At 54.0% G+C, this 20,009-nt stretch carries 20 protein-coding genes; 9 read left to right on the top strand and 11 right to left on the bottom strand.

Annotation, left to right across the window (positions count from 1 at the left end; all coding sequences use genetic code 11):
- Positions 1 to 61 precede the first annotated feature (61 nt).
- Both A7P97_RS05170 and lon read right to left on the bottom strand, forming a co-directional pair.
- Complete coding sequence (locus tag A7P97_RS05170; RefSeq protein WP_161802039.1) at positions 62 to 367, bottom strand: HU family DNA-binding protein; 306 nt, start codon at positions 365 to 367, stop codon at positions 62 to 64.
- A 159-nt stretch (positions 368 to 526) separates the two neighbouring features.
- The gene (gene lon, locus A7P97_RS05165; RefSeq protein WP_067530663.1) at positions 527 to 2,965 is read right to left on the bottom strand and encodes an endopeptidase La; all 2,439 of its coding nucleotides are present in this window, start codon (positions 2,963 to 2,965) and stop codon (positions 527 to 529) included.
- A 280-nt stretch (positions 2,966 to 3,245) separates the two neighbouring features.
- On the opposite strand from lon, the gene mnmC reads away from it, so the two are divergent.
- The 7 genes from mnmC (at position 3,246) to A7P97_RS05130 (ending at position 11,091) form a co-directional block, all read left to right on the top strand.
- Positions 3,246 to 4,796 (top strand): FAD-dependent 5-carboxymethylaminomethyl-2-thiouridine(34) oxidoreductase MnmC, encoded by a 1,551-nt coding sequence (gene mnmC, locus A7P97_RS05160; RefSeq protein ID WP_067530662.1) that lies wholly within the window; start codon positions 3,246 to 3,248, stop codon positions 4,794 to 4,796.
- 146 nt (positions 4,797 to 4,942) lie between these two features.
- Positions 4,943 to 5,326, top strand: coding sequence for a hypothetical protein (locus tag A7P97_RS05155; RefSeq protein WP_231865659.1), 384 nt, complete (start codon positions 4,943 to 4,945; stop codon positions 5,324 to 5,326).
- A 157-nt stretch (positions 5,327 to 5,483) separates the two neighbouring features.
- The gene (locus tag A7P97_RS05150) at positions 5,484 to 6,941 is read left to right on the top strand and encodes a phosphatidylserine/phosphatidylglycerophosphate/cardiolipin synthase family protein (protein ID WP_067530661.1); all 1,458 of its coding nucleotides are present in this window, start codon (positions 5,484 to 5,486) and stop codon (positions 6,939 to 6,941) included.
- 623 nt (positions 6,942 to 7,564) lie between these two features.
- A complete protein-coding gene (locus A7P97_RS05145) occupies positions 7,565 to 8,446 on the top strand; it encodes a metal ABC transporter substrate-binding protein (protein WP_067530660.1) in 882 nt (293 codons plus the stop codon).
- Complete coding sequence (locus A7P97_RS05140) at positions 8,446 to 9,372, top strand: ATP-binding cassette domain-containing protein (RefSeq protein WP_067530659.1); 927 nt, start codon at positions 8,446 to 8,448, stop codon at positions 9,370 to 9,372. The genes A7P97_RS05145 and A7P97_RS05140 overlap by 1 nt, the downstream gene beginning before the upstream one ends.
- Entirely contained in the window at positions 9,366 to 10,244 is an 879-nt protein-coding gene (locus A7P97_RS05135; protein WP_067530658.1) for a metal ABC transporter permease, read from the top strand. The genes A7P97_RS05140 and A7P97_RS05135 overlap by 7 nt, the downstream gene beginning before the upstream one ends.
- Positions 10,237 to 11,091: a metal ABC transporter permease gene (locus A7P97_RS05130; protein ID WP_067530657.1), complete on the top strand. Its 855-nt coding sequence runs from the start codon at positions 10,237 to 10,239 to the stop codon at positions 11,089 to 11,091. Before A7P97_RS05135 ends, A7P97_RS05130 begins: the two co-directional genes overlap by 8 nt.
- Positions 11,092 to 11,372: 281 nt before the next feature.
- On the opposite strand, the gene A7P97_RS05120 is transcribed toward A7P97_RS05130, so the two are convergent.
- The 7 genes from A7P97_RS05120 to A7P97_RS05085 all read right to left on the bottom strand — a co-directional run bounded on the left by A7P97_RS05120 (position 11,373) and on the right by A7P97_RS05085 (position 16,996).
- Complete coding sequence (locus A7P97_RS05120; RefSeq protein ID WP_082887607.1) at positions 11,373 to 11,732, bottom strand: RDD family protein; 360 nt, start codon at positions 11,730 to 11,732, stop codon at positions 11,373 to 11,375.
- Positions 11,733 to 11,821: 89 nt separating this feature from the next.
- On the bottom strand, positions 11,822 to 12,367 hold the full coding sequence (locus A7P97_RS05115) for an RDD family protein (RefSeq protein WP_067530654.1): 546 nt from the start codon (positions 12,365 to 12,367) through the stop codon (positions 11,822 to 11,824).
- A 198-nt stretch (positions 12,368 to 12,565) separates the two neighbouring features.
- On the bottom strand, positions 12,566 to 13,618 hold the full coding sequence (gene aroG / locus A7P97_RS05110) for a 3-deoxy-7-phosphoheptulonate synthase AroG (RefSeq protein ID WP_067530653.1): 1,053 nt from the start codon (positions 13,616 to 13,618) through the stop codon (positions 12,566 to 12,568).
- A gap of 288 nt (positions 13,619 to 13,906) precedes the next feature.
- Positions 13,907 to 14,683 carry a ferredoxin--NADP reductase gene (locus tag A7P97_RS05100; protein ID WP_067530651.1) on the bottom strand — a complete coding sequence of 259 codons (777 nt, stop codon included), beginning with the start codon at positions 14,681 to 14,683 and terminating at the stop codon, positions 13,907 to 13,909.
- Positions 14,684 to 14,685: 2 nt separating this feature from the next.
- Positions 14,686 to 15,528 (bottom strand): J domain-containing protein, encoded by an 843-nt coding sequence (locus A7P97_RS05095; protein WP_067530650.1) that lies wholly within the window; start codon positions 15,526 to 15,528, stop codon positions 14,686 to 14,688.
- 149 nt (positions 15,529 to 15,677) lie between these two features.
- Positions 15,678 to 16,100: a DUF4124 domain-containing protein gene (locus A7P97_RS05090; protein WP_067530649.1), complete on the bottom strand. Its 423-nt coding sequence runs from the start codon at positions 16,098 to 16,100 to the stop codon at positions 15,678 to 15,680.
- A gap of 86 nt (positions 16,101 to 16,186) precedes the next feature.
- Positions 16,187 to 16,996 (bottom strand): outer membrane protein assembly factor BamD, encoded by an 810-nt coding sequence (locus A7P97_RS05085; protein WP_067530648.1) that lies wholly within the window; start codon positions 16,994 to 16,996, stop codon positions 16,187 to 16,189.
- On the opposite strand from A7P97_RS05085, the gene rluD reads away from it, so the two are divergent.
- The gene (rluD, locus tag A7P97_RS05080) at positions 16,995 to 18,113 is read left to right on the top strand and encodes a 23S rRNA pseudouridine(1911/1915/1917) synthase RluD (protein ID WP_067530647.1); all 1,119 of its coding nucleotides are present in this window, start codon (positions 16,995 to 16,997) and stop codon (positions 18,111 to 18,113) included. The genes A7P97_RS05085 and rluD overlap by 2 nt on opposite strands.
- Before the next feature lie 484 nt (positions 18,114 to 18,597).
- On the opposite strand, the gene A7P97_RS05075 is transcribed toward rluD, so the two are convergent.
- Both A7P97_RS05075 and A7P97_RS05070 read right to left on the bottom strand, forming a co-directional pair.
- Positions 18,598 to 19,128, bottom strand: a complete 531-nt coding sequence (locus tag A7P97_RS05075) for a hypothetical protein (protein WP_067530646.1) — start codon at positions 19,126 to 19,128, stop codon at positions 18,598 to 18,600.
- A 43-nt stretch (positions 19,129 to 19,171) separates the two neighbouring features.
- Positions 19,172 to 19,480, bottom strand: a complete 309-nt coding sequence (locus A7P97_RS05070; RefSeq protein WP_067530645.1) for a hypothetical protein — start codon at positions 19,478 to 19,480, stop codon at positions 19,172 to 19,174.
- A gap of 117 nt (positions 19,481 to 19,597) precedes the next feature.
- Between A7P97_RS05070 and A7P97_RS05065 the strand changes: the two genes are divergently transcribed.
- Entirely contained in the window at positions 19,598 to 19,990 is a 393-nt protein-coding gene (locus A7P97_RS05065; protein ID WP_067530644.1) for a helix-turn-helix domain-containing protein, read from the top strand.
- Positions 19,991 to 20,009 lie beyond the last annotated feature (19 nt).

Genomic DNA, 20,009 nt, shown 5'->3' with positions numbered 1-20,009 from the left:
TGGCAAGAAAAAAGACAGGCGAGAAAGCCTGTCTTTTTCCATTTATGCAAGAAAGTGCGGTTTACAGCGCGTCTTTCAACGCCTTACCTGCACGGAATTTCGGAGATTTGGCGGCTGGAATAATCAGTTCTTTACCAGTTTGCGGGTTGCGGCCTTTACGTTCGGCGCGCTCGCCCACATAGAAAGTACCGAAGCCCACCAGAGTTACGGTGTCGCCTTTTTTCAGAGCGGTGGTAACAGCCTTGGTAAAACCATCCAGTGCCTTGCCGGCAGCAGCCTTGGAAATATCAGCTTCCTTGGCAATCGCTTCAATCAATTCAGACTTGTTCACGTTAAGTCCCTTTCTAGTTGAGGAGTAATGAAGAATTGGCCGATTGTGGTCGGCACTAATGCGTTTATCTGCAACAGGCTGCTTTATAGCAAGTTCAAAATCATCGGTCAAGCAAATAAACAGCTGGCAGGCGGCTATTTTCAGCTAAAGTGGCAGGTTTGCGCCTTTCACACAACAAAGCCTGCCACTTTCTCCCTAATGCTTGGTGGCGCGACCGCCAGATTTCGCCTGGGTTTTCGGTTTGGCCGCAAGCATGTCCTGCCAAGGTTGCGGCTGGTATTCCAAGCCGAAGGAGAGCACTTCGTCAATCCAGCGCACCGGATGGATTTCCAGCCCTTCTTTCACGTTTTGCGGAATTTCTTCCAAATCTTTCACGTTTTCCTGCGGAATCAGCACATGCTTGATGCCGCCGCGCAGAGCAGCCAGTAGTTTTTCCTTCAAACCGCCGATGGGCAATACTTCGCCACGCAGAGTGATCTCACCGGTCATGGCCAAGTCGGCACGCACGGGAATGCCAGTGAGAGAAGACACGATGGCCAGCGTCATGCCGATGCCGGCACTGGGGCCGTCCTTGGGCGTGGCGCCTTCCGGAACGTGCACATGGATATCGGTTTTCTCGTAGAAATCCGGTGCAATACCCAACACTTCGGCACGCGAACGCACCACGCTCCAGGCGGCAGAAATGGATTCCTGCATCACATCACCCAGCTTACCGGTGCGCAGGATGTTGCCTTTGCCTTTGAGTGCGGCAGCTTCGATGGTAAGCAGCTCGCCGCCCACTTCCGTCCACGCCAAGCCGGTAACTTGGCCGACACGGTTTTCGTTTTCGGCCACGCCGTAATCGAAACGGCGCACACCGAGGTAGTCGTGCAGGTTGGCGGCATCCACCACCACGGTTTGCGTCGTGGCAGTGCGTTTAGTGCTGGCTTTTTTGTCTTGCTCCAATACCTGCTTCATCACCACCTTGCGGCAGATTTTGGCAATTTCGCGATCAAGCGAGCGCACGCCGGCTTCGCGGGTGTAGTAGCGTATGATGTCGCGTACTGCGCTTTCCTGGATATCGATTTCGCCATTTTTCACCCCGTTGCGCTCAATCTGCTTGGGCACGAGATATTGCATGGCAATATTGACTTTTTCGTCTTCGGTATAGCCGGAGAGGCGGATAATTTCCATGCGGTCGAGCAACGCAGGCGGGATATCCATGCTGTTGGAGGTGGCTAAGAACATCACGTTACTCAGGTCGAAGTCCACTTCCACATAGTGGTCAGCAAAAGAATAGTTTTGCTCCGGATCAAGCACTTCCAAGAGCGCACTGCCCGGATCGCCACGGAAATCGCGGCCGAGTTTGTCGATTTCGTCCAGCAGGAACAGCGGATTGTTCACGCCAGCTTTAATCATATTTTGTATGATTTTGCCCGGCATCGAGCCGATGTAAGTACGGCGGTGGCCGCGGATTTCGCTCTCATCATGGATGCCGCCCAAAGCCATGCGCACATATTTACGGCCGGTGGCTTTCGCAATAGATTGGCCAAGCGAGGTTTTGCCCACGCCGGGCGGACCCACCAGGCACAGAATCGGGCCTTTGAGCTTGTTCATGCGTTTTTGCACAGCCAAATATTCCAAAATACGCTCTTTCACCTTTTCCAAGCCATAGTGGTCGGCATTAAGCACCAAGTCGGCCCGCACAATATCTTTGCTGACCTTGCTTTTCTTCTTCCACGGGATGTCTACCAGCGTTTCGATATAGTTGCGCACCACGGAAGACTCGGCCGACATCGGCGGCATCATGCGCAGCTTTTTCATTTCGCCCAGCGCTTTTTCTTCCGCTTCCTTGCTCATGCCGGCTTCGCGCACCTGCTGTTCAAGCTGGTCGAGCTCTTCACGCTCGTCGCCCTCGCCCAACTCTTTCTGGATTGCTTTTACCTGTTCATTCAGATAATAGTCACGCTGCGATTTTTCCATCTGCCGTTTTACCCGGCCGCGGATGCGTTTTTCCACTTGCAAAATATCCAGCTCGGCTTCCAGCTGGCCGAGCAGGTGTTCCATGCGTTCGGCTACATCGGTGATTTCCAAAATCTCCTGCCGCTGCTCCAGCTTGAGCTGCAAATGGGCGGCGATGGTGTCCACCAGTCGGCCGTGGTCGGTGATGCCGTGGATGGTGCCGGCCACTTCGCCGGGGATTTTCTTATTGAGCTTGATGAACTGGTCGAACTGTGCCAAGAGCGTGCGGCGCAGGGCTTCATAGTCATGGCCAGCGGTATTTTCTTCGGCAGCCAACACTTCAACTTCGGCTTGGAAATAGTCGCCACCATCGTTTACCGCCAAAGCACGGGCGCGCTGCATGCCTTCTACCAGCACTTTCACCGTGCCATCGGGCAATTTCAGCACTTGCAGGATATTGGCCAGCGTGCCGATCACGTGCAAATCGTCTGTACCGGGGTCTTCGTTGACCGGGTTTTTCTGCGCCAGAAGGAATACCGGCCCATCTTGCTCGATGGCGGCATCCAGCGCAGCAATAGATTTAGGGCGGCCGACAAACAGCGGCAGCACCATATGCGGATACACCACCACGTCACGCAGAGGCAACATCGGCAGGGCGCGGTTTTCAGCGGGATTATGCTGGGATTGGGTCATTATCTTCTCGGTTATTGTTTTCAGTCGAATAGGATGGTAAAGCCTCGCTGCTTGGTAAATTGGGGACGGGTAACAGCATTTCAAGCATTAAGTAGAGTTTAGTTTTAAAAGGCCACCTGAAAAACAGACAGCGGTTTTAACTTCGTTGAAGCTACGCTTTACAGGTGGCCTTTTGCTTCATGCCGATGAAACACACCAAGCCAAAGTTGCCGTTGCTGGCCGCTTCTGTCTATACTGCAGCCCTATCACCCATTCCCGCCCGCACTAGCCGGCAAATACCATGACTACCCCCGCCCTCATCTGGCAAGGCATCCCCGACGAACAAGAGCTTGCCGCCGCCATATCCCAGCATCCCCGCGCTGCCTGTATTTTTCTCAGCAACGATTTTTCAGCTAGCCTCAACGCGAAGGATAAAAGCCACCTGAAAAGTTGTGCCGCCTCCGCCGCCAACTTTATCCCCGCCGATGCCAACCCGCTGCAACGCGATATCTATCTGCTGCCTGCTGCCGCGGCTGCCGAGTTGGCACAATACGGCTTCGGAGAACTGGTTTGGCAAAACAGTCCGCCCGTGCCGCAACAGGCTAGCTCAAGCAAAGCTTGGCAAATCGCGCCAACACCCATCCCTGTGGAACGCGTGCTGATTATCGGCGGCGGTATTGCCGGCGCGGCCACTGCCCACGCCCTCGCCCGACGCGGCATCAGCAGCCTGATCCTCGAACAAAACAATCAGCCCGCCCGCGCCGCCTCCGGCAACCAGCAAGGCCTGCTCTACGCCAAAATTTCTGCCCACCCCACCCTGCAAACCCGCCTCCTGCTCGGCAGTTACGGCTACAGCCGCCGCCTGCTCGAACACCTTCTGCCCAATAGCCCGGATTGGCAAGCCTGCGGCGTACTGCACCTCAACCACAACCAGAGCGAAGCCCGGCGCAACCGCGAGCTGGCCGAGCAACGCGCCAACCGCCATCTTTATTACGCCGTCAGCCCCGCCGAAGCCGAAGCACGCTCCGGCATCCCGCTGGGCGGGCAGGACGGCCTGTTTTGGCCGCAGGGCGCGTGGCTTAACCCGCCTTCCTTCGCCGCCGCCCTGCTCGAATCCCCCCACATCCGGGTACTCACGCAACACCGCCTCACCAATCTGCAACGCCACGGCAGCGAATGGCGGCTTGCCGTGCAAACGCTGCAAGGCATGCAGACTTTTTCAGGTAGCCATATCGTGTTCTGCTGCGGTGCCGAGCAATTGGCCGATATCCTGCCCGAAGCCCTGCCACTACAATTCATCCGCGGCCAAACCAGCCTGGCCGATGCCTCGCCCCTCAGCCGCCGACTGCGCTGCGCCCTGAGCGCCGAAGCCTATATTTCGCCGGAATACCGTAATCAGCACTGTTTCGGCGCCAGCTTCGTACCCAACGAACAAAGCAGCGAATTGCGTACCGCAGAAGACGATGGCAACCACGCCAAACTGGCGCAACTCTCGCCCGAACTCGCCGCCGCCCTGCCCGCCTACCATTCCGGTCATGCCGCCGTGCGCGCCGACTGCTACGACCATCTACCCGCCGTGGGCGCGTTGGGCGACTGGGCGGCGATGCGCGTGCAATACGCCAAACTCGCCCATGATAAAAACTACCGCCTGCCCGAACTGCCCTGCCCCCACCTGCCCGGCCTGTTTGTGAACAGCGGGCACGGCAGCCGCGGCCTCGCCACCGCCCCGCTGTGCGGCGAACTGGTAGCCGCTCAGATATTGGGGCAGCCGCTGCCAACCGAACCAGAAGTGGCTGCCGCCCTCGCCCCCAACCGCCTATTGATCCGCCGCATTATCCATCGGCAAACTTAAAGGCTACAGGCTACCTGAAAATGTAATAGCAGCAGAATAGTCTTTCGTTGCGCTACTGGCTTGATTTGCCCCATATGGCCAGCTGGAATGCCTGCAAATCCTTTTGCAAGCATATTTCATTGAAGAACTATTGAAGGAATAAAGCAATGTGGTATCAATCATTTGAATTTCACGACCGACACCCTCCTGCCACGCCAAACGACATTGCCGCATTCCGTGCCCCTTTGCCCGAAGCCGAACACGCCAATGCATTAAACTATCTTGAATCTTACGCAGCACAACTTAGCGCCACCGGATATTGCCTGCCGCCCCACTTTTATATCCCCAATGAGCTAATGCAGCTTTGGCAATATTCCGTGCGCGGCGGTATCACGGGCAATGGGCAGGATTTTGGCTACTCTCACCAGCAGAAATTGTATCTTATTATTTTAGCTACCAGTTCTGGTATTACGCGCCTAATTTGCTGCCGATTGCATTCAATGGTGGAGGCGTGTTCTATTGTTACGATTTCGGGCAGCCCAACCCTTTAATTGTGATGAAAGACTCAGGCTCAGATTACCTAGACGTTCCTGTTGGCAGCAGCCTTGCCGCCGTGCTGGCTCAAAAATTGGATTACTAGATAGCAAACCAATCTGGTTAAAAGGCTACCTGAAACTTCAAATAAACCAAACCCACACGAAATACACCATGCCCAACCGCACCCTCCTCCTCGACCACCCGCAGCCGCTGCTCGACCAGCTGCATGCGCGCTCCAGCAGCAGCGAAATGCACGGCGGCAACAGCGTGCAACTCTTGCAAGACAGCCGCGAGAACTTTCCCGCCTGGCTTGAAGCAGTGGCTGCTGCCGAGCATTATGTGCTGATTGAAATGTATATTTTCGCCGCCAACGATTTCGGCGTGCGGCTGCGCGATTTGCTGGTGGAAAAATGCTGCCAGGGCGTGAACGTGGTGCTAGTGTACGATTGGATCGGCAGCCTGTGGCCGTCGGTGTGCCGCTTTTTTGAGCCGCTCAAGCAGGCCGGTGCTCAAGTGGTGGCCTACAACCCGCCTGGTTTTGCCAGCGGCATCGGCCTGCTCTCGCGCAACCACCGCAAATCCTTCGTGATAGACGGCCACACCGCCTTCGTGAGTGGATTATGTGTGTCTTCCGCCTGGGAAGGCAATCTGGCCAAAGGTGTGGCGCCGTGGCGCGATACCGGGCTGAAACTGCAGGGGCCGGTGGTGGCCGAAGTGGTGCAGGCTTTGTCCGACACGCTGCGCTCGCAAGGCGAAAGGCTACCTGAAAACATCACCCCTTATGGCGGCACGGCTGCCGGCACAGTACGCGCCGGCGTGGTGGCCACCACGCCCAGCAACAACAATATGATGCGGCTGGATTTGAACGCGCTGGCACTAGCGCGGCGCAACCTGTGGCTTACCGATGCCTATTTCATGCCCACCCGCCTCTACACTCAAGCCCTCATCAACGCCGCCAACGACGGCGTGGACGTGCGCATCCTGGTGCCACGCACTTCCGATATACGCTGGATAGGCCGCGTGTCGCGCATCCGCTACCGCAGCCTCTTGGAGGCCGGTGTGCGCGTGTTTGAATGGGACGGGCCGATGATTCACGCCAAAAGTGCCATTGCCGACGGCCAATGGGCGCGCGTGGGCTCGACCAATCTCAACTTTGCCAGCTGGTATCTCAATCGTGAATTAGACGTGGTAATCGAAGACGCAGTGGTGGTGTACCAGTTGGAGCAGATGTTTCTGCAAGACCTTACTAACGCCACCGAAATTGTGCTCAACAGCAGTGAACGCCGTGCCGCCCTACGCCGGCGCCACCAAGTGCTCTCCAAGAAGCGGCACAGTCGCCAGAGTGCCCAAGCAGCAGCACGCCAGCTGCTGCAGCTTTCCAGCATGTTTCGCGGCAACTTCTACGGCACGCGCACGGTGGATGAAAACGAAGCCAAATCCTACCTGAGCCTGGGCATTGGTATGCTGGCACTGGTGCTGCTGCTGTGGTTTGCGCCTTATCTGTTGGTGGTGCCTCTGATATTCCTGCTGCTGGCCGGTGGGCTTTCCACCACCGTCCACGCTGTGCGCCAATTGTGGCGCTTCCGCCGCCACAAGTGCACTAGTAAGGCAGATCGTCCGGTTGAATAGAAGGACTACTTGAAACAACTTTTTGATACAGCTAAGGCTGGGTTCTGCGGAACTAAAGCGTTAGCTTCAATGAAGTTATAATTGAAGCATATTTTTCATGCAAGGCGGCAAGCTGCAAACAACACAGTAGTACGGCAAACCAATGCAAATGCAGTAGGAAGAAATAAAAGTTTTAGCTAAAAAACCTGATTTTCAATTTTCAGGTAGCCTGCCCAGACAAAATTAACACAAGATAACAAAGCAGACGGTAAAAACAGTAAAAACTGTCTGCTAGTCTGGTCGGGTTGCTAAATTGGCAAAGAGGCTATTGCATATGGCAATGATTGCTGGCACGGCACGGCAAAATGCGAAAAAATAATCCCGTATACAGTATAGACCTGTTGTTTCTGTTGGTTTTTCCTGTTGTTATATAAAATCCATAATAAAATAATTGATAATAGTTATTATTTGCGCTAATATAGTGAAATTCCTGAACCTGATACAAGGCGGCGAGTTGCAGGCAGTACAGGAGTGCAGTAAAGCGAGCCAATGAAGTATCTGTATTCAGGAATTTTACTATAGCAGGCAAAATCTTTGCTTTAGTTGTCCATTTAATTAGCTCAACTTAAATTTAGGAGAAAACGATGCGCCGATTATTATCTGCATTCTGTCTGTTGGCCGCCTTGGGCTTTGCCGCACCGGCCTATGCTAAATTCAAAGTGGTCACCACCTTCACCGTAATTCAGGATATTGCTCAAAACGTGGCGGGCGATGCGGCCGTGGTGGAATCGATTACCAAGCCGGGCGCGGAAATCCACGATTACCAGCCCACACCGCAAGACATTGCTAAAGCCCAATCTGCCGATTTGGTGTTGTGGAACGGACTGAACCTGGAACGCTGGTTTGAGCGTTTCTTCCAAAACGTGCGCAACAAGCCGGCAGTGGTGGTAACGCAGGGTATTGTGCCGATGTCAATTCACGAAGGTCCTTATCGCAGCACTCCCAACCCGCACGCTTGGATGTCTACCCGCAACGCCTTAATCTATGTGGAAAATATTAAAAACGCACTAATTAAGTACGACCCGCAAAATGCAGCAGCGTACACCCGCAATGCCGCCGCTTATGCCCAGCGCATCCGCAACCTAGACCGCCCTTTGCGCGAAAAACTGGCACGCGTGCCGCAAAATCAGCGTTTCTTGGTCACCAGCGAAGGCGCGTTCAGCTATCTGGCACGCGACTACGGCTTTAAAGAAGTGTATCTGTGGCCGATTAACGCCGAGCAGCAAGGTACGCCGCAGCAGGTGCGCCGCGTGATCAACACTGTGCGGCAAAATCATATTCCGGTAGTGTTTAGCGAGAGCACCGTATCGCCGCGCCCGATGCAGCAGGTATCGCGCGAAACTGGTGCCAAATACGGCGGTGTGTTGTATGTGGATTCGCTTTCCGCCAAAAACGGCCCGGTGCCGACCTACCTCGACCTGCTCAACATCACGGTTTCCACCATTGTTAGAGGATTTGGAAAATAATGTCTGAACAAGCCGCCTCCATCAGCGTTGAATCGGTAACGGTTCGCTACAGCAACGGCCACACGGCCATCCGTGACGTGAGTTTCACGCTGCAAGGCGGCACTACCTGCGCGCTGGTGGGCGTAAACGGCAGCGGTAAATCCACCCTGTTTAAAAGTCTGATGGGGCAAATTAAGCTGAAGTCGGGCAATATCCACCTGTGCGGCCTGCCCGTGCCGCAGGCGCTCAAGCGCAACTTGGTGGCCTATGTGCCGCAGAGCGAGGAAGTGGATTGGCAATTTCCCGTGTCGGTGTACGACGTGGTGATGCAGGGGCGCTACGGCTACCTGAATTTCCTGCGTCTGCCTAAGGCGGAAGACAAACGTAAGGTGCAGGAAGCCATGGAACGGGTGGGCATTGCCCATTTGGCACAGCGGCAGATCGGCGAACTCTCCGGCGGGCAGAAAAAACGCGTCTTTCTGGCGCGCGCGCTGGCGCAACAGGGCAAGATTATCTTGCTGGACGAGCCGTTTACTGGCGTGGACGTGAAAACCGAAGACGCGATTGTGGATTTACTCGGCCAGCTGCGGGGGCAGGGGCATCTAATTTTGGTGTCTACCCACAACCTCGGCATGGTGCCGGACTTCTGCGACCAAGTGGTGATGATCAACCGTACCGTGCTGGCCGCCGGCCGTACTGAGCACACTTTCAACCAACACAACCTCGAACTGGCCTTCGGCGGCGTATTGCGCCACTTCCGCCTCTCCGGCAGCGATTTGCACGATGACGAAGACAGCCGTGTACTCACCGTGCTCACCGACGACGAACGCCCCGCCGTGTTCTACGGCCAAGCCCAAAACGATCCACCAGCCGTACCTTGCTGCAGCGATGCCCAAGGCAGCTGCGCGGAGCAGGAAAACGGCAGCGAAGGGGAAAGTTCATGCTAGAGATGCTGCTGGAGCCGTTTGCCTATGAATACATGGTGAAGGCCGTCGTGCTGAGCGCGGCGGTGGGTGGTATGTGCGCGTTTTTGTCGTCTTATTTAATGCTCAAAGGCTGGTCGCTGATTGGCGACGCACTATCGCACTCGGTGGTGCCTGGCGTGGCGGTTACCTATGCGCTCGGCTTGCCCTATTCTGCCGGCGCGTTTGTATCCGGCATTTTGGCAGCACTGTCGATTTTGTGGATACGTGCCATCACGCAGCTAAAGGAAGACGCGGTGATCGGCTTTATCTTCACCACTTTTTTCGCCATCGGCCTGTTTATCGTGTCGGTGAACCCGACTGCGGTCAACGTGCAGGAAATTGTGTTGGGCAATATTTTGGGTATTGCCGACGAAGATATTTTTCAGGTAGCCATCATCATTGGCGTATGCCTGCTGTTTCTGCTGCCCACTTGGAAAAACTTGCTCTTGGTGTTTTTTGACGAAACTCAAGCCGTGGCTGTCGGCCTCTCGCCACTGCGCTATAAAATTTTGTTTTTCTGTCTGCTCAGCGCCTGCGTGGTGGCCGCGCTGCAAACTGTGGGTGCGATTTTGGTGATTGCCATGGTGGTTACTCCTGGCGCCACCGCCTACCTGCTTACCGACCGCTTCGGCAAACTAGTGCTAATTGCCGTATCGCTCGGCATACTTACCTGCGCCTTGGGTGCCTATATCAGCTTTTTCCTCGACGGTGCCACCGGCGGCGTGATTGTGTCCCTGCAAAGCCTGCTGTTCCTGTTCTCCTTCGTGTTTGCGCCCAAATACGGCCTGTTGCGGCAAAAATTCGGCGCTGCGCCGCGGGCAGCGGAAGAAGAAACGGAGGCCGGCTATGTCTGAGCTAATCAACTGGTTTGCCGCGCCGCTCGCCTTCCCCTTCATGCAGAACGCCCTGCTCACCGCGCTGATTGTATCCATCACCTGCGGGCTGTTGTCCTGCTATCTGGTGCTCAAAGGCTGGTCGCTGATGGGCGACGCGGTGTCGCACGCCGTGCTGCCCGGCATTGTGCTTGCCTTCGTGTTCGGTATCCCGCTTCAAATTGGCGCGTTTGTCTCCGGCCTGCTCTGTTCCGTGGGTGTAGGCTACCTGAAAAACAACAGCCGCCTAAAAGAAGACACCGTGATGGGCATCGTCTTCTCCGGTATGTTTGCGCTCGGTCTCGTGTTGTTTACTAAAGTAGAAACCGACCAACACCTCACCCACATCCTGTTCGGCAACGTGCTGGGCGTGAGTTGCGAAGAACTGCTGCAAACCTTCGTCATCTGCACCGCTGTGGCTTTGACTGTGCTGCTCAAACGGCGCGACTTTATGCTCTACTGTTTCGATCCTGCCCAAGCGCGCATCGCCGGCCTATCCCCGCAGTTTCTGCATTACGGCCTACTTGCCTTGCTTGCCCTTACCATCATCACCGCCATGCAGGTGGCCGGCGTGGTGCTGGTGGTGGCCATGCTCATTTCCCCCGGCATCACCGCCTTCCTGCTTACCAAACGCTTTGAGCACATGATGATCATCGTCATGGCCGCCTCCGTTCTCACCTGCCTCGCCGGCACCCTGCTCAGCTACCACATTAACTCCGCTACCGGCTCCAGTATCGTGATTTTGCAGGCTATCCTATTTCTGCTCGCCCTCATCTGGAGCAAACTGCGGCAGGCGTTTGGCAAGGAGGAAGTAGTAGAGGCTAGCTGAAACCTTGCAGCAACAAGTTTCATATCCGCCCACCATAATACGAAAGGCTACCTGAATGATTCAGGCAGCCTTTCGTTATGCCAGCACTCACACCTTCACCACCAAAGTCTGCAACATCAAATCCTGCGGCGTTTGATAATTGCCGCGCTTGCGGCATAGCATAATCAGGTACAGCAATTGCACAGCACAATAGATAATGTGGCCCAAACCCAGGCCGCTGAGCAGCCCGCATAGCGAAAACAAAACGGCAAAGAAAAACACTTCGCGCGCCAGCACATAATTTAGTAAAGCCAGCCCGGGTTCTCGCCGGTATCCGTAATCATACGGATACGCAGGATTTTTTGGCCGATACTCTGACCGCTTCGACTCATGATAACAGCCTGCCAGAGAAATAACAGCACAGTTAGACAACCAATGATTAGTATAGAATCATACAACCACAGCAATTTGGCACGTGCATATCGTGGGTTCGCACCAACCGTTATGGTAAGAATGAAAAATATAATAGGCAGGATGCGGTTGATTGCCCCGGCCAGCAAGCGTTGCCACGGCTCGGCCAACTCTACTTCCTTCATCCGATCTGCTGCCTGCGGCGCGGCTTCTGATTGAGGAGGCCGATAGGCTTGGCGGAAGTTTTGCATGGTTTGTCCTCAAAGTAGGCCAGATAAATAAGGCTACCTGAAAGCGGGAAAATGATTTCAGGTAGCCTTGTGTATGAATAAAAAATGGCTTAGTTTTTGATGACCAATGTCTTTGCCAGTAAATCCTGTAAGGTTTGGCGGTTGCGGCTTTCCATAAACAGCAGCACGATACAGGCGATGGTGGCGATAAGTGCCAGCGAATTGCCCAATGATTTGCTAACAATTCCGATAAGGGTAAAAATGAAGTTGTAGCCAAATTCGCGCACCAAGCAATATTTAACGAAACCGGGGTTATTGCCATTTTCAGTGATCACGCGGATATTCAAGGCTTTTTTACCTATCGTTTGCCCATCGCGGGACATGATGACCATTTGGTAAATACCAAAGGCGAAAACGAAGAGCAAACTAAGTCCGATAACCATCATCGAATCTTTGATAAAAATTGCGATAACAAAAAAGAAGACCATAAAAATAGCGGCAAAAATCACTATATCTAGCAATCGTGCACCTATCCGCTGCCAAGGGCTGGCTAGATCCACTTCCATTTTACCGTTATCGAATAAATCATTTTCCAATGCGGTGGAAGCATAGGCTTGGCGGAAATCTTCGTTTGGGTTTTCACGGAAATCTTGCATAAGTGTATCTCCCTCAGGCAGCCGCAAACCTTTGCTCCTGCCCTGCAGTTAATGGCATCGTTGAAAAATTATAAATTTTAACAGTTTGGTGTAATTTGTAAATATTTTAGGTTTTCAGGTAGCCTTTTGTTGTATAGGGCTATCTGAAGCGTATTGGAGGCATTGTATTTAGTAAAAAATCGGCAAAAGCCGCTTTGCTCATATTCTGCCGCGATTGGCTTCGGCCATAAGTGCAAGCAACTCTTCGGTGGCATCCCAGCCGATGCAGGCATCGGTAATGCTTTGGCCGTAGGTTTCGGGGTTGTCTTGGCGGCTTCCCACCAAATGGCTTTCCACCATGATACCCATGATGTTTTGCTCGCTGTTTTTCAGCTGCACGGCCACATCGTGCGCCACTTCCATTTGGCGGGTGTAGTCTTTGCGGCTGTTGGCGTGGCTGAAATCCACCATCAGTTTGGGCGTTACGCCGGCTTTGGCCAGCTGTTCGGCGGCGGCTTTAACGTGTTCCGCGCTGTAGTTTGGCTCTTTGCCGCCGCGCAGGATGGCGTGGCAGTCGGGGTTACCGGCGGTATGGACGATGGCGGAGTGGCCGGCTTTGGTGACGGAAAGAAAGTGGTGCGGGTGAGAGGCGGCACCAATGGCATCGATGGCGATTTTGAGATTGCCGTCGGTGCCGTTTTTGAAGCCGACCGGGCAGGATAGGCCGCTGGCAAGCTCGCGGTGCACCTGGCTTTCGGTGGTGCGCGCGCCGATGGCGCCCCAGGAGATGAGGTCGGCATAATACTGCGGAGTGATCATGTCGAGAAATTCGGTGGAAGCGGGCACGCCGAGATTGTTTAAATCCAACAGCAGGCGGCGGGCCTGGCGCAAGCCGAAGTTGATATCGAAGGTGCCGTTGAGATGAGGGTCATTGATGAGCCCTTTCCAGCCCACGGTGGTACGCGGTTTTTCAAAATAAACGCGCATCACGATAAGCAGCTCTTTCTCGTATTTTTTGCGCAGGGGCAACAGGCGCTGGGCGTATTCGAGGGCGGCTTTGGGATCGTGGATGGAACAGGGGCCGATGATGGTGAGCAGGCGTTTATCGCGGCCGTGCACCAGGTCGGCAATCTGATGGCGGGTGGTTTCCACCAAATCGGCGGCGGCTTCGCTGATGGGCAGTTCGTAGAGGTGGGCGATGGGGGGCAGCAGTTCGCTGATGCTGCGGATGCGTACGTCGTCGGTGCGGCTGAAGGCTTGGGAATGGCTCATGGCTGTGTTTTGCTGTTCGTGGGGAAAAGGTTTATTGTGGACTGAGCAGCGGCTGGTGGCAAGGGCTTAATTTTCAGGTAGCTTCGGATGGGCTTTTGAGGATACTTGAGAATTGATAGATGCTTGATGCACGAGCCTGTGGTTTATCAGCATCTCGTTAGCTCTGATGAATTTCAGCCAGCCTGTAATCTTGCGGGCCCAAATCGGTTTCAGGTAGCCTGTTAATTGAGGCTGCCTGAAAACGTTGGCAACATCCTGTTTTGCAATTTCCGACATTAGTTAAAGGCATTAAAAGCCGTTTTCCATCATTATATGGCCGGGGATGCGGTTGCGGTGCATGGCAAAGCCGAGCTTGAGCAGAGCTTGGAAAGTGTCTTTCACCATGGCAGGGTTGCCGCACAGCATGAAGCGGCTGCGTTTGGTGGTGAACGGCAGGCCGAAGGCCTGGCTGAGGCTGCCGTTTTCCAACAGCTGCGGCAGGCGTTGGCTGAGGCTGCCGGGCTGCTGCTCGCGGGTGAGCACGGGAACGAAGCGCAGTTTATCGTAATACTCGCCCACTAATGGGTGTTCGGCCAAATCGCGGATACGCTGGTTGAACACGGTTTCGTTGGCATGGGAAACGGAGTGAGCCAGGGCGAGATGGTCGAAGCGCTGCCAAATCTGCGGCTGTTGCAAAATGGAGAGGAAGGGGGCGATGCCGGAGCCGGTGCTGAGCATGATGAGGTCGCTGCCGTCGGGGAAGCGTTCGGGCAGCAGGAAGCCGGTGGCGGTTTTGTCGAGCAAGATGGTGCTGCCGGCTTCCATCTGTTCGAACCGGGTCGACATGGGACCGCCTTCGATGAGCACGGCGAAGTATTCGAGGGTGTCGTCGTATTCGGCGGAAACCACGGAATAGGCGCGCCAGATAAAGCCGCTGCCTTCGGGGAAGCCGAGGCGGGAAAATTGGCCGGCGGCAAAGCGGTATTCTTCGGGGCGGCTGATGGCGAAACTCATCAGTTTGGGCGTGTGGCGTTTTACCCAAAGTACGGTTTCTTCTGTGTATTTGGCGGCGGGAGAGGCGCTCATGATTATCCTTGCTGTGTGGGCGGGAGGGTGATGGCGGCATCGGGGTATACCGGCGCATCGTCTTGTTTTTCTATTTGCCAAACATCGGTTTGGGTGTGGCGGCCGCTGTCTAAATCGAGATAGAGCAGGCGGTATTGGCCGGCGCCGAGTTCGTAGAGAGTGAAGAAACCCTTCTCGGACATGTAGAAAGTGCGGATGTTTTGCCAGCTGCCGTCTTGCTGCATTTGCAACTCCACCATGCGGTCGGCGCCGTAGTTGGCGATGCTGGCGATAGACATGCCGTTTTGTGCGGCCACGGGGTAGCCGGCGATATAGTCGGAAAAATACGGCCAGATGTTGCCGTTGGGGGCTTTGGCCGGGCGTTGGTAGGCGTTGCCTTGGGCGGCCAGCTGGCTCACGGCGGAAGGCGTATCTTGAGGCGCAGCCGGAGTTTTATCCAGCCACCACCAAAGTTGCAACACGAGCAGCCCAAGCAACAAGCCGGTGCCGAACACCAGCCAAAATGCTTTGTTGGCACGCAGCCGCTGCCACTGCGCTTTCAGCTTTTGCCCCCAAGGCATCAGCTTGGCCTGCTGCCGTGCAGCGGCTTGCTGCAGCAAGGGATTGGTAGCTTTGGCCTGGCGCTGGGCGGCAATCCAGGCATCGTGCCGTTTACGTTGCTCGGGGTCGGACAACACGGCATAGGCCTTGTTTACCATTTGCATAATGCGCAGGGCTTCAGGATTGTCGGGATTAAAATCGGGATGATAGCGTTTCGACAGGCGGCGGTAGGCCTCGCGTATCTCCTTATCCGAGGCGGTTTCGGACACGCGCAGGTTGCGGTAGTGCGTGGGGATGGCGGGCATAAAGGCTACCTGAAAGCGTAATCTTCAACGAAGTTAAATCGGTTGGGATTTTAGGTGGGCAAAATTCGGTTTAGTCGTTTTTCAGGTAGCCTGTATCACACTAAAGGCTACCTGAAAACGTTATTGCAAGAAATAAAGTATAACCGGATTTATTTGTTCAGGTTGTTCACTTCCTGCTGGGCTTTGTTTACTTCCTCTTCCAGCTTGCCGATGCGCTCCAGATAGCGGGCGTAGTTGCGCTCGTTGCCATAGCGCACTTTACGGCCTTCTTCCAGATTCTGCTGGGCTTGGCGCAGGCGCTCGGTAGCGGCTTGGCGCTGGCTTTCATTGGCAGCAGGCTGGGCGGCCGGGGTGGCGGCAGCTGGGCTGCTGTAGCTCGGGCTGCCAGGCGCTGTGCTTACGGGGGCGGGATAGGTGGTCACGCGGCCGAGGGTGACGGCACGGCAATTAGGGCCGGGGGTGGCGGTGTAGGTGCGGCGGCCTTGTCGGTCGGTGCATTCGTAGGTGGTGGCGCTGGCTACGGCACAGAAACCCAGCAGGCAGGCGGCGAAGATAGGGGGTAATTTTTTCATTTTCATATCCTTGTTTTGAAGTTAAGACGTTCTAGCTGATAAAGGCTACCTGAAAAACCGCTTTCAGGTAGCCTCCAAAATCTATACTATTTCCAATAGCGCCACCACGGAATATCGTCCGGCTGCCATTCTTTTTGCAAATAAGGGCTTTGCGGGAAGTTTTGCGCCAACACGCGGCGGGTGTCGTTGCTCAACTCCGGTTTTTCCAAACGGGTGTAGGCGGTCATCATAATCGCCAGCGCCTCTTCCACATAGCGCGTATTTTGATAACGGCTCACAATCCCCTGCGCGCGGTTGGCGGCGGCCAAGTACGCGCCGCGCTGCATATAGTAGCGTGCGATGGCCATTTCGTTACCGCCCAGCGCATCCACCAGGCGCGTCATTTTCTCGCGCGCATCGTTGGCGTATTTGCTATCGGGGAAGAGGGTGATGAGCTCGTTGAACACCTGATAGGCTTCGCGGTTTGCTTTCGGGTCGCGGTCGGACCAATCCTGCGAAGCCAGCTTGTTGAAGATGGATTTGTCTTGATTGAGCACAATCAAGCCCTTCAGATACAGCGCATAATCGGTGTTCGGATGGTTGGGATACAGCTTCAAAAACTGCTCCACATGCGCCAGTGCCTGCGGCTGCTGTTCGTCTTTATAATACACATAAGCCGTATCCAGCCGCGATTGCACCGCTTGGCGGGTGTTTGGGAAACGCGCCCGCAAAATTTCATATAAGCGCACCGAACGGCTATAATTGCGGCTCTCCATTTCCTCGTGCGCTTCGGCATACAGCTTATCTACCGACCAATCCTGCGTAATCTGGGCATCTTGGCTCACAGCGGTGGTTGAAGTACTGGAGCAGGCCGACAGCATCACTGCCAGGCCGGTAACTAAAAGAATCTTTTTCATGCAGAACATTTCTTTCTATACCAACAATGATGCCGATTATAACGATGATTTCGACTTTTCGGCAGGGGCAGACGTGGAAAATTGTATAAATTTAACCGTGCCCACCGATTTGGCCGGCCAAAGATTCGATGCCGCACTGGCCAAACTGCTGCCCGATTATTCCCGCAGCCGCCTGAGCATCTGGATTAAAGACGGCAACGTGTTGCTCAACGGCCAGATTGCCCGCCCCAAAGAGCGGCTCATCGGCGGCGAAACCTTGGAAGTGCACATCCAGCACAGCCACGAAACTGCCGCCTTCCAGCCCGAACCCATGCCGCTGGATATTGTGTTTGAAGACGACAGCGTGATTGTGTTGAACAAACCTGCTGGCCTCGTCGTCCACCCTGCCGCCGGCAACTGGAGTGGCACCCTGCTCAACGGCCTGCTGGACCACTGTCCGGCATTGGCCGAAATCCCCCGCGCCGGCATCGTGCACCGCCTCGACAAAGACACCAGCGGCCTGATGGTGGTGGCCAAAACCCCGGCTGCACAAAACAGCCTCGTGCAGCAGCTGCAAGAGCGCAGCGTGAAGCGCATCTACCGTGCCGTGGCCGACGGCATCGTGCCGTTCGACGGCAAAATCGACACCCTCATCGGCCGCGACCCGCACAACCGCCTCAAAATGGCCGTGGTCGGCTTTGGCGGCAAAAAAGCCGTGACCCACATCAAAGTGCTCGAACGCTACCAGAGTCACAGCTACATCGAATGCGCCCTCGAAACCGGCCGCACCCACCAAATCCGCGTGCACATGCGCGAAGCCAAACACCCGCTTGCCGCCGATCCCGTGTATGGCAACCCGCACCACCCCTGCTCGGATGCGGTGAAAGAAGCCGTACACCAACTTGCCCGCCAAGCCCTGCACGCCTACCGGCTCAGCTTCGTCCACCCCGAAAGCGGCGAAACCGTACAATTCGAAGCCCCGCTGCCCGAAGACATCCACCACCTGCTCTCCGTATTGCGCTGGGAATGCGGCATGGATTCCGCCCTCAGCCACACCCTTCCCTCCGCCGAGCCTGAAGACGAAGACGATTGGGATGACGACGATTACGACGTGGAAACCATCTACGTGCGCGATTAGAGGCTAGAGGCTACCTGAAGAGAAGAATAGTTGCCACTGCGGAAATTGAATCCGTAGTGGCAACTATTCTTCAGGTAGCCTAACTATCAACGCTTCAAAATATAGTGCACTTCATAACCCTTACCCGTTGGCCAGTCGTCACGCAAGACTTGGTGCGTATATTGTCCACTTTGGATTTCAGCAGGCTCACCCAATAACAGATTCTGCAAAATACTTTCAGGGGGTTTACTGCCCGTTGCTTTTTGTGACAGTTCCGTTGCCTACGTAATCAACATAGCTGTTGCCACTCCTGCGCTATCATCGTTTGGAACGTTGTAATTTACTACCAGTTTCAAAGTGTGGATACTGCTCTGCGTACCGATACCATAAAAAGCAATATTGTTGGGCAAACCGTATTTGGATGAACCGATATTGAAGTAGCTAGAGCCACACCAATACTCTCCGCCACCCGTATCTTTATAGGAACTGACAGGCAGCTTACTTTTTAAATGTTACAGGCCAGCCTCGGCTGCCAGCCGTTTGACGGCTCAGGCAAAGATGTCACAGACTGTTGTGATTCAGTCTCATCTGGCTCAGAATGCGAGGCAGATGGATCAGTTTGCGTTGCTTCTCCTACTTGGGCTCTTTCTTTTTCATAGTCGCGAACGATTAATACTATGAGGCATAGCACGAACAACCAGCCCACCACCATAAACCATTTCTTACAAGTTTTCTCCGGATTCAACAATGCCTCTAATCTTTCCTCGCCACCGCTACTAAGGCGGCGCCCAGAAAGCAAATTTTGGAAAACTTTATCCAACTGCCGATATTGTTCTCCTGCTTGGTAGGCAAAATACAACGCTGGTAAAGCAATGATACTGCAGAATAAAAATGTAGCTTTATCACCAGAAGCCAATGCACCAAGTGCTCCAAGGATAAAGAATATTCCCAAAACATACAACCAAACCTTCTTGCGCTTCAGTCGGTTTAGCTTTTCATAAATCTTCTGTTGCAGGGAATTATCTAAATGCTCCATCACAAATCCTGTAGTTTAAACAGATTATCGGGCTACCTAAAAATCAGTGGCGGCGGGCTGCACGTACGCAAGCCCTATATTTTGCCTCACTGCTGCGCTGAAGACTGCGGAAATGTTCTCGAAATGTTTGCTGCATCTCTGGATCATTTGATGTATATGCCTGAATCCGATTTTCCAGCATTCCCTCATCACTCAGCAAATAGTTCAAATGTCTATTGGCCTGTTGCCGCTTTTGTACGCAACTCAAATTACTATCCGCATAAATTCGATCAATCCCTTCTTGCCCAGCATATGCCTGGATAACACATACCAATCCTAATACAGTCCACAATATTTTGATTTTTGACAACATAGCCTTCCTTTCCGAAATAACTTGGATTTCTGTTAGAATACGCCTGATTATAAATTTTCTTCACAATTTTTTACCACCAACCAAATGTGGGTGCAGCTACCCAAAAAGTAGCAAAACATGAAAACTTTCGAAAAAATCCGCTTATTACGTGAAGAACGGCAATGGACACAGGAAGAAATGGCAGGCAAGCTGAGTTTGTCCGTAAACGGCTATGCTAAAATCGAACGTGGCGGAACCCGCCTGAATTTGCCGCGTTTGGAACAGATTGCCGAAATTTTTGAAACTGACCTCATGGATCTAATGCAACCTGAAAACCTACATTACAATGTAGGCAACAATCATTGCAGCGGGGAGATTACATTCCACAACTATCAAAATTTCACAGCAGAAATCGAAAAACTTCAACTCATCATAAAACACCAAAATGAGCTTTTAGCTCAACAATCTGAAGAATTAGCAACACTAAAAGAAGTGGTTGCCCTATTGAAGAAGCATACTGTCGGCAACTAATTTTAAAGAACCATTTGGG

Origin of the sequence: Eikenella sp. NML070372, assembly GCF_001648415.1 — a bacterium.
Classification (GTDB): Bacteria; Pseudomonadota; Gammaproteobacteria; order Burkholderiales; family Neisseriaceae; genus Eikenella; species Eikenella exigua.
Note: the sequence above shows the minus strand (reverse complement) of the source record. Positions and strands in the feature narration are given on the sequence as shown.

Excerpts from the sequence above, each read along its gene's own strand:
- lon (WP_067530663.1), bottom strand. The coding sequence starts at position 2,965 with ATGACCCAATCCCAGCATAATCCCGCTGAAAACCGCGCCCTGCCGATG.
- mnmC (WP_067530662.1), top strand. The coding sequence starts at position 3,246 with ATGACTACCCCCGCCCTCATCTGGCAAGGCATCCCCGACGAACAAGAG.
- A7P97_RS05155 (WP_231865659.1), top strand. The coding sequence starts at position 4,943 with ATGTGGTATCAATCATTTGAATTTCACGACCGACACCCTCCTGCCACG.
- A7P97_RS05150 (WP_067530661.1), top strand. The coding sequence starts at position 5,484 with ATGCCCAACCGCACCCTCCTCCTCGACCACCCGCAGCCGCTGCTCGAC.
- A7P97_RS05145 (WP_067530660.1), top strand. The coding sequence starts at position 7,565 with ATGCGCCGATTATTATCTGCATTCTGTCTGTTGGCCGCCTTGGGCTTT.
- A7P97_RS05140 (WP_067530659.1), top strand. The coding sequence starts at position 8,446 with ATGTCTGAACAAGCCGCCTCCATCAGCGTTGAATCGGTAACGGTTCGC.
- A7P97_RS05135 (WP_067530658.1), top strand. The coding sequence starts at position 9,366 with ATGCTAGAGATGCTGCTGGAGCCGTTTGCCTATGAATACATGGTGAAG.
- A7P97_RS05130 (WP_067530657.1), top strand. The coding sequence starts at position 10,237 with ATGTCTGAGCTAATCAACTGGTTTGCCGCGCCGCTCGCCTTCCCCTTC.
- A7P97_RS05120 (WP_082887607.1), bottom strand. The coding sequence starts at position 11,732 with ATGCAAAACTTCCGCCAAGCCTATCGGCCTCCTCAATCAGAAGCCGCG.
- A7P97_RS05115 (WP_067530654.1), bottom strand. The coding sequence starts at position 12,367 with ATGCAAGATTTCCGTGAAAACCCAAACGAAGATTTCCGCCAAGCCTAT.
- aroG (WP_067530653.1), bottom strand. The coding sequence starts at position 13,618 with ATGAGCCATTCCCAAGCCTTCAGCCGCACCGACGACGTACGCATCCGC.
- A7P97_RS05100 (WP_067530651.1), bottom strand. The coding sequence starts at position 14,683 with ATGAGCGCCTCTCCCGCCGCCAAATACACAGAAGAAACCGTACTTTGG.
- A7P97_RS05095 (WP_067530650.1), bottom strand. The coding sequence starts at position 15,528 with ATGCCCGCCATCCCCACGCACTACCGCAACCTGCGCGTGTCCGAAACC.
- A7P97_RS05090 (WP_067530649.1), bottom strand. The coding sequence starts at position 16,100 with ATGAAAAAATTACCCCCTATCTTCGCCGCCTGCCTGCTGGGTTTCTGT.
- rluD (WP_067530647.1), top strand. The coding sequence starts at position 16,995 with ATGCAGAACATTTCTTTCTATACCAACAATGATGCCGATTATAACGAT.
- A7P97_RS05085 (WP_067530648.1), bottom strand. The coding sequence starts at position 16,996 with ATGAAAAAGATTCTTTTAGTTACCGGCCTGGCAGTGATGCTGTCGGCC.
- A7P97_RS05075 (WP_067530646.1), bottom strand. The coding sequence starts at position 19,128 with ATGGAGCATTTAGATAATTCCCTGCAACAGAAGATTTATGAAAAGCTA.
- A7P97_RS05070 (WP_067530645.1), bottom strand. The coding sequence starts at position 19,480 with ATGTTGTCAAAAATCAAAATATTGTGGACTGTATTAGGATTGGTATGT.
- A7P97_RS05065 (WP_067530644.1), top strand. The coding sequence starts at position 19,598 with ATGAAAACTTTCGAAAAAATCCGCTTATTACGTGAAGAACGGCAATGG.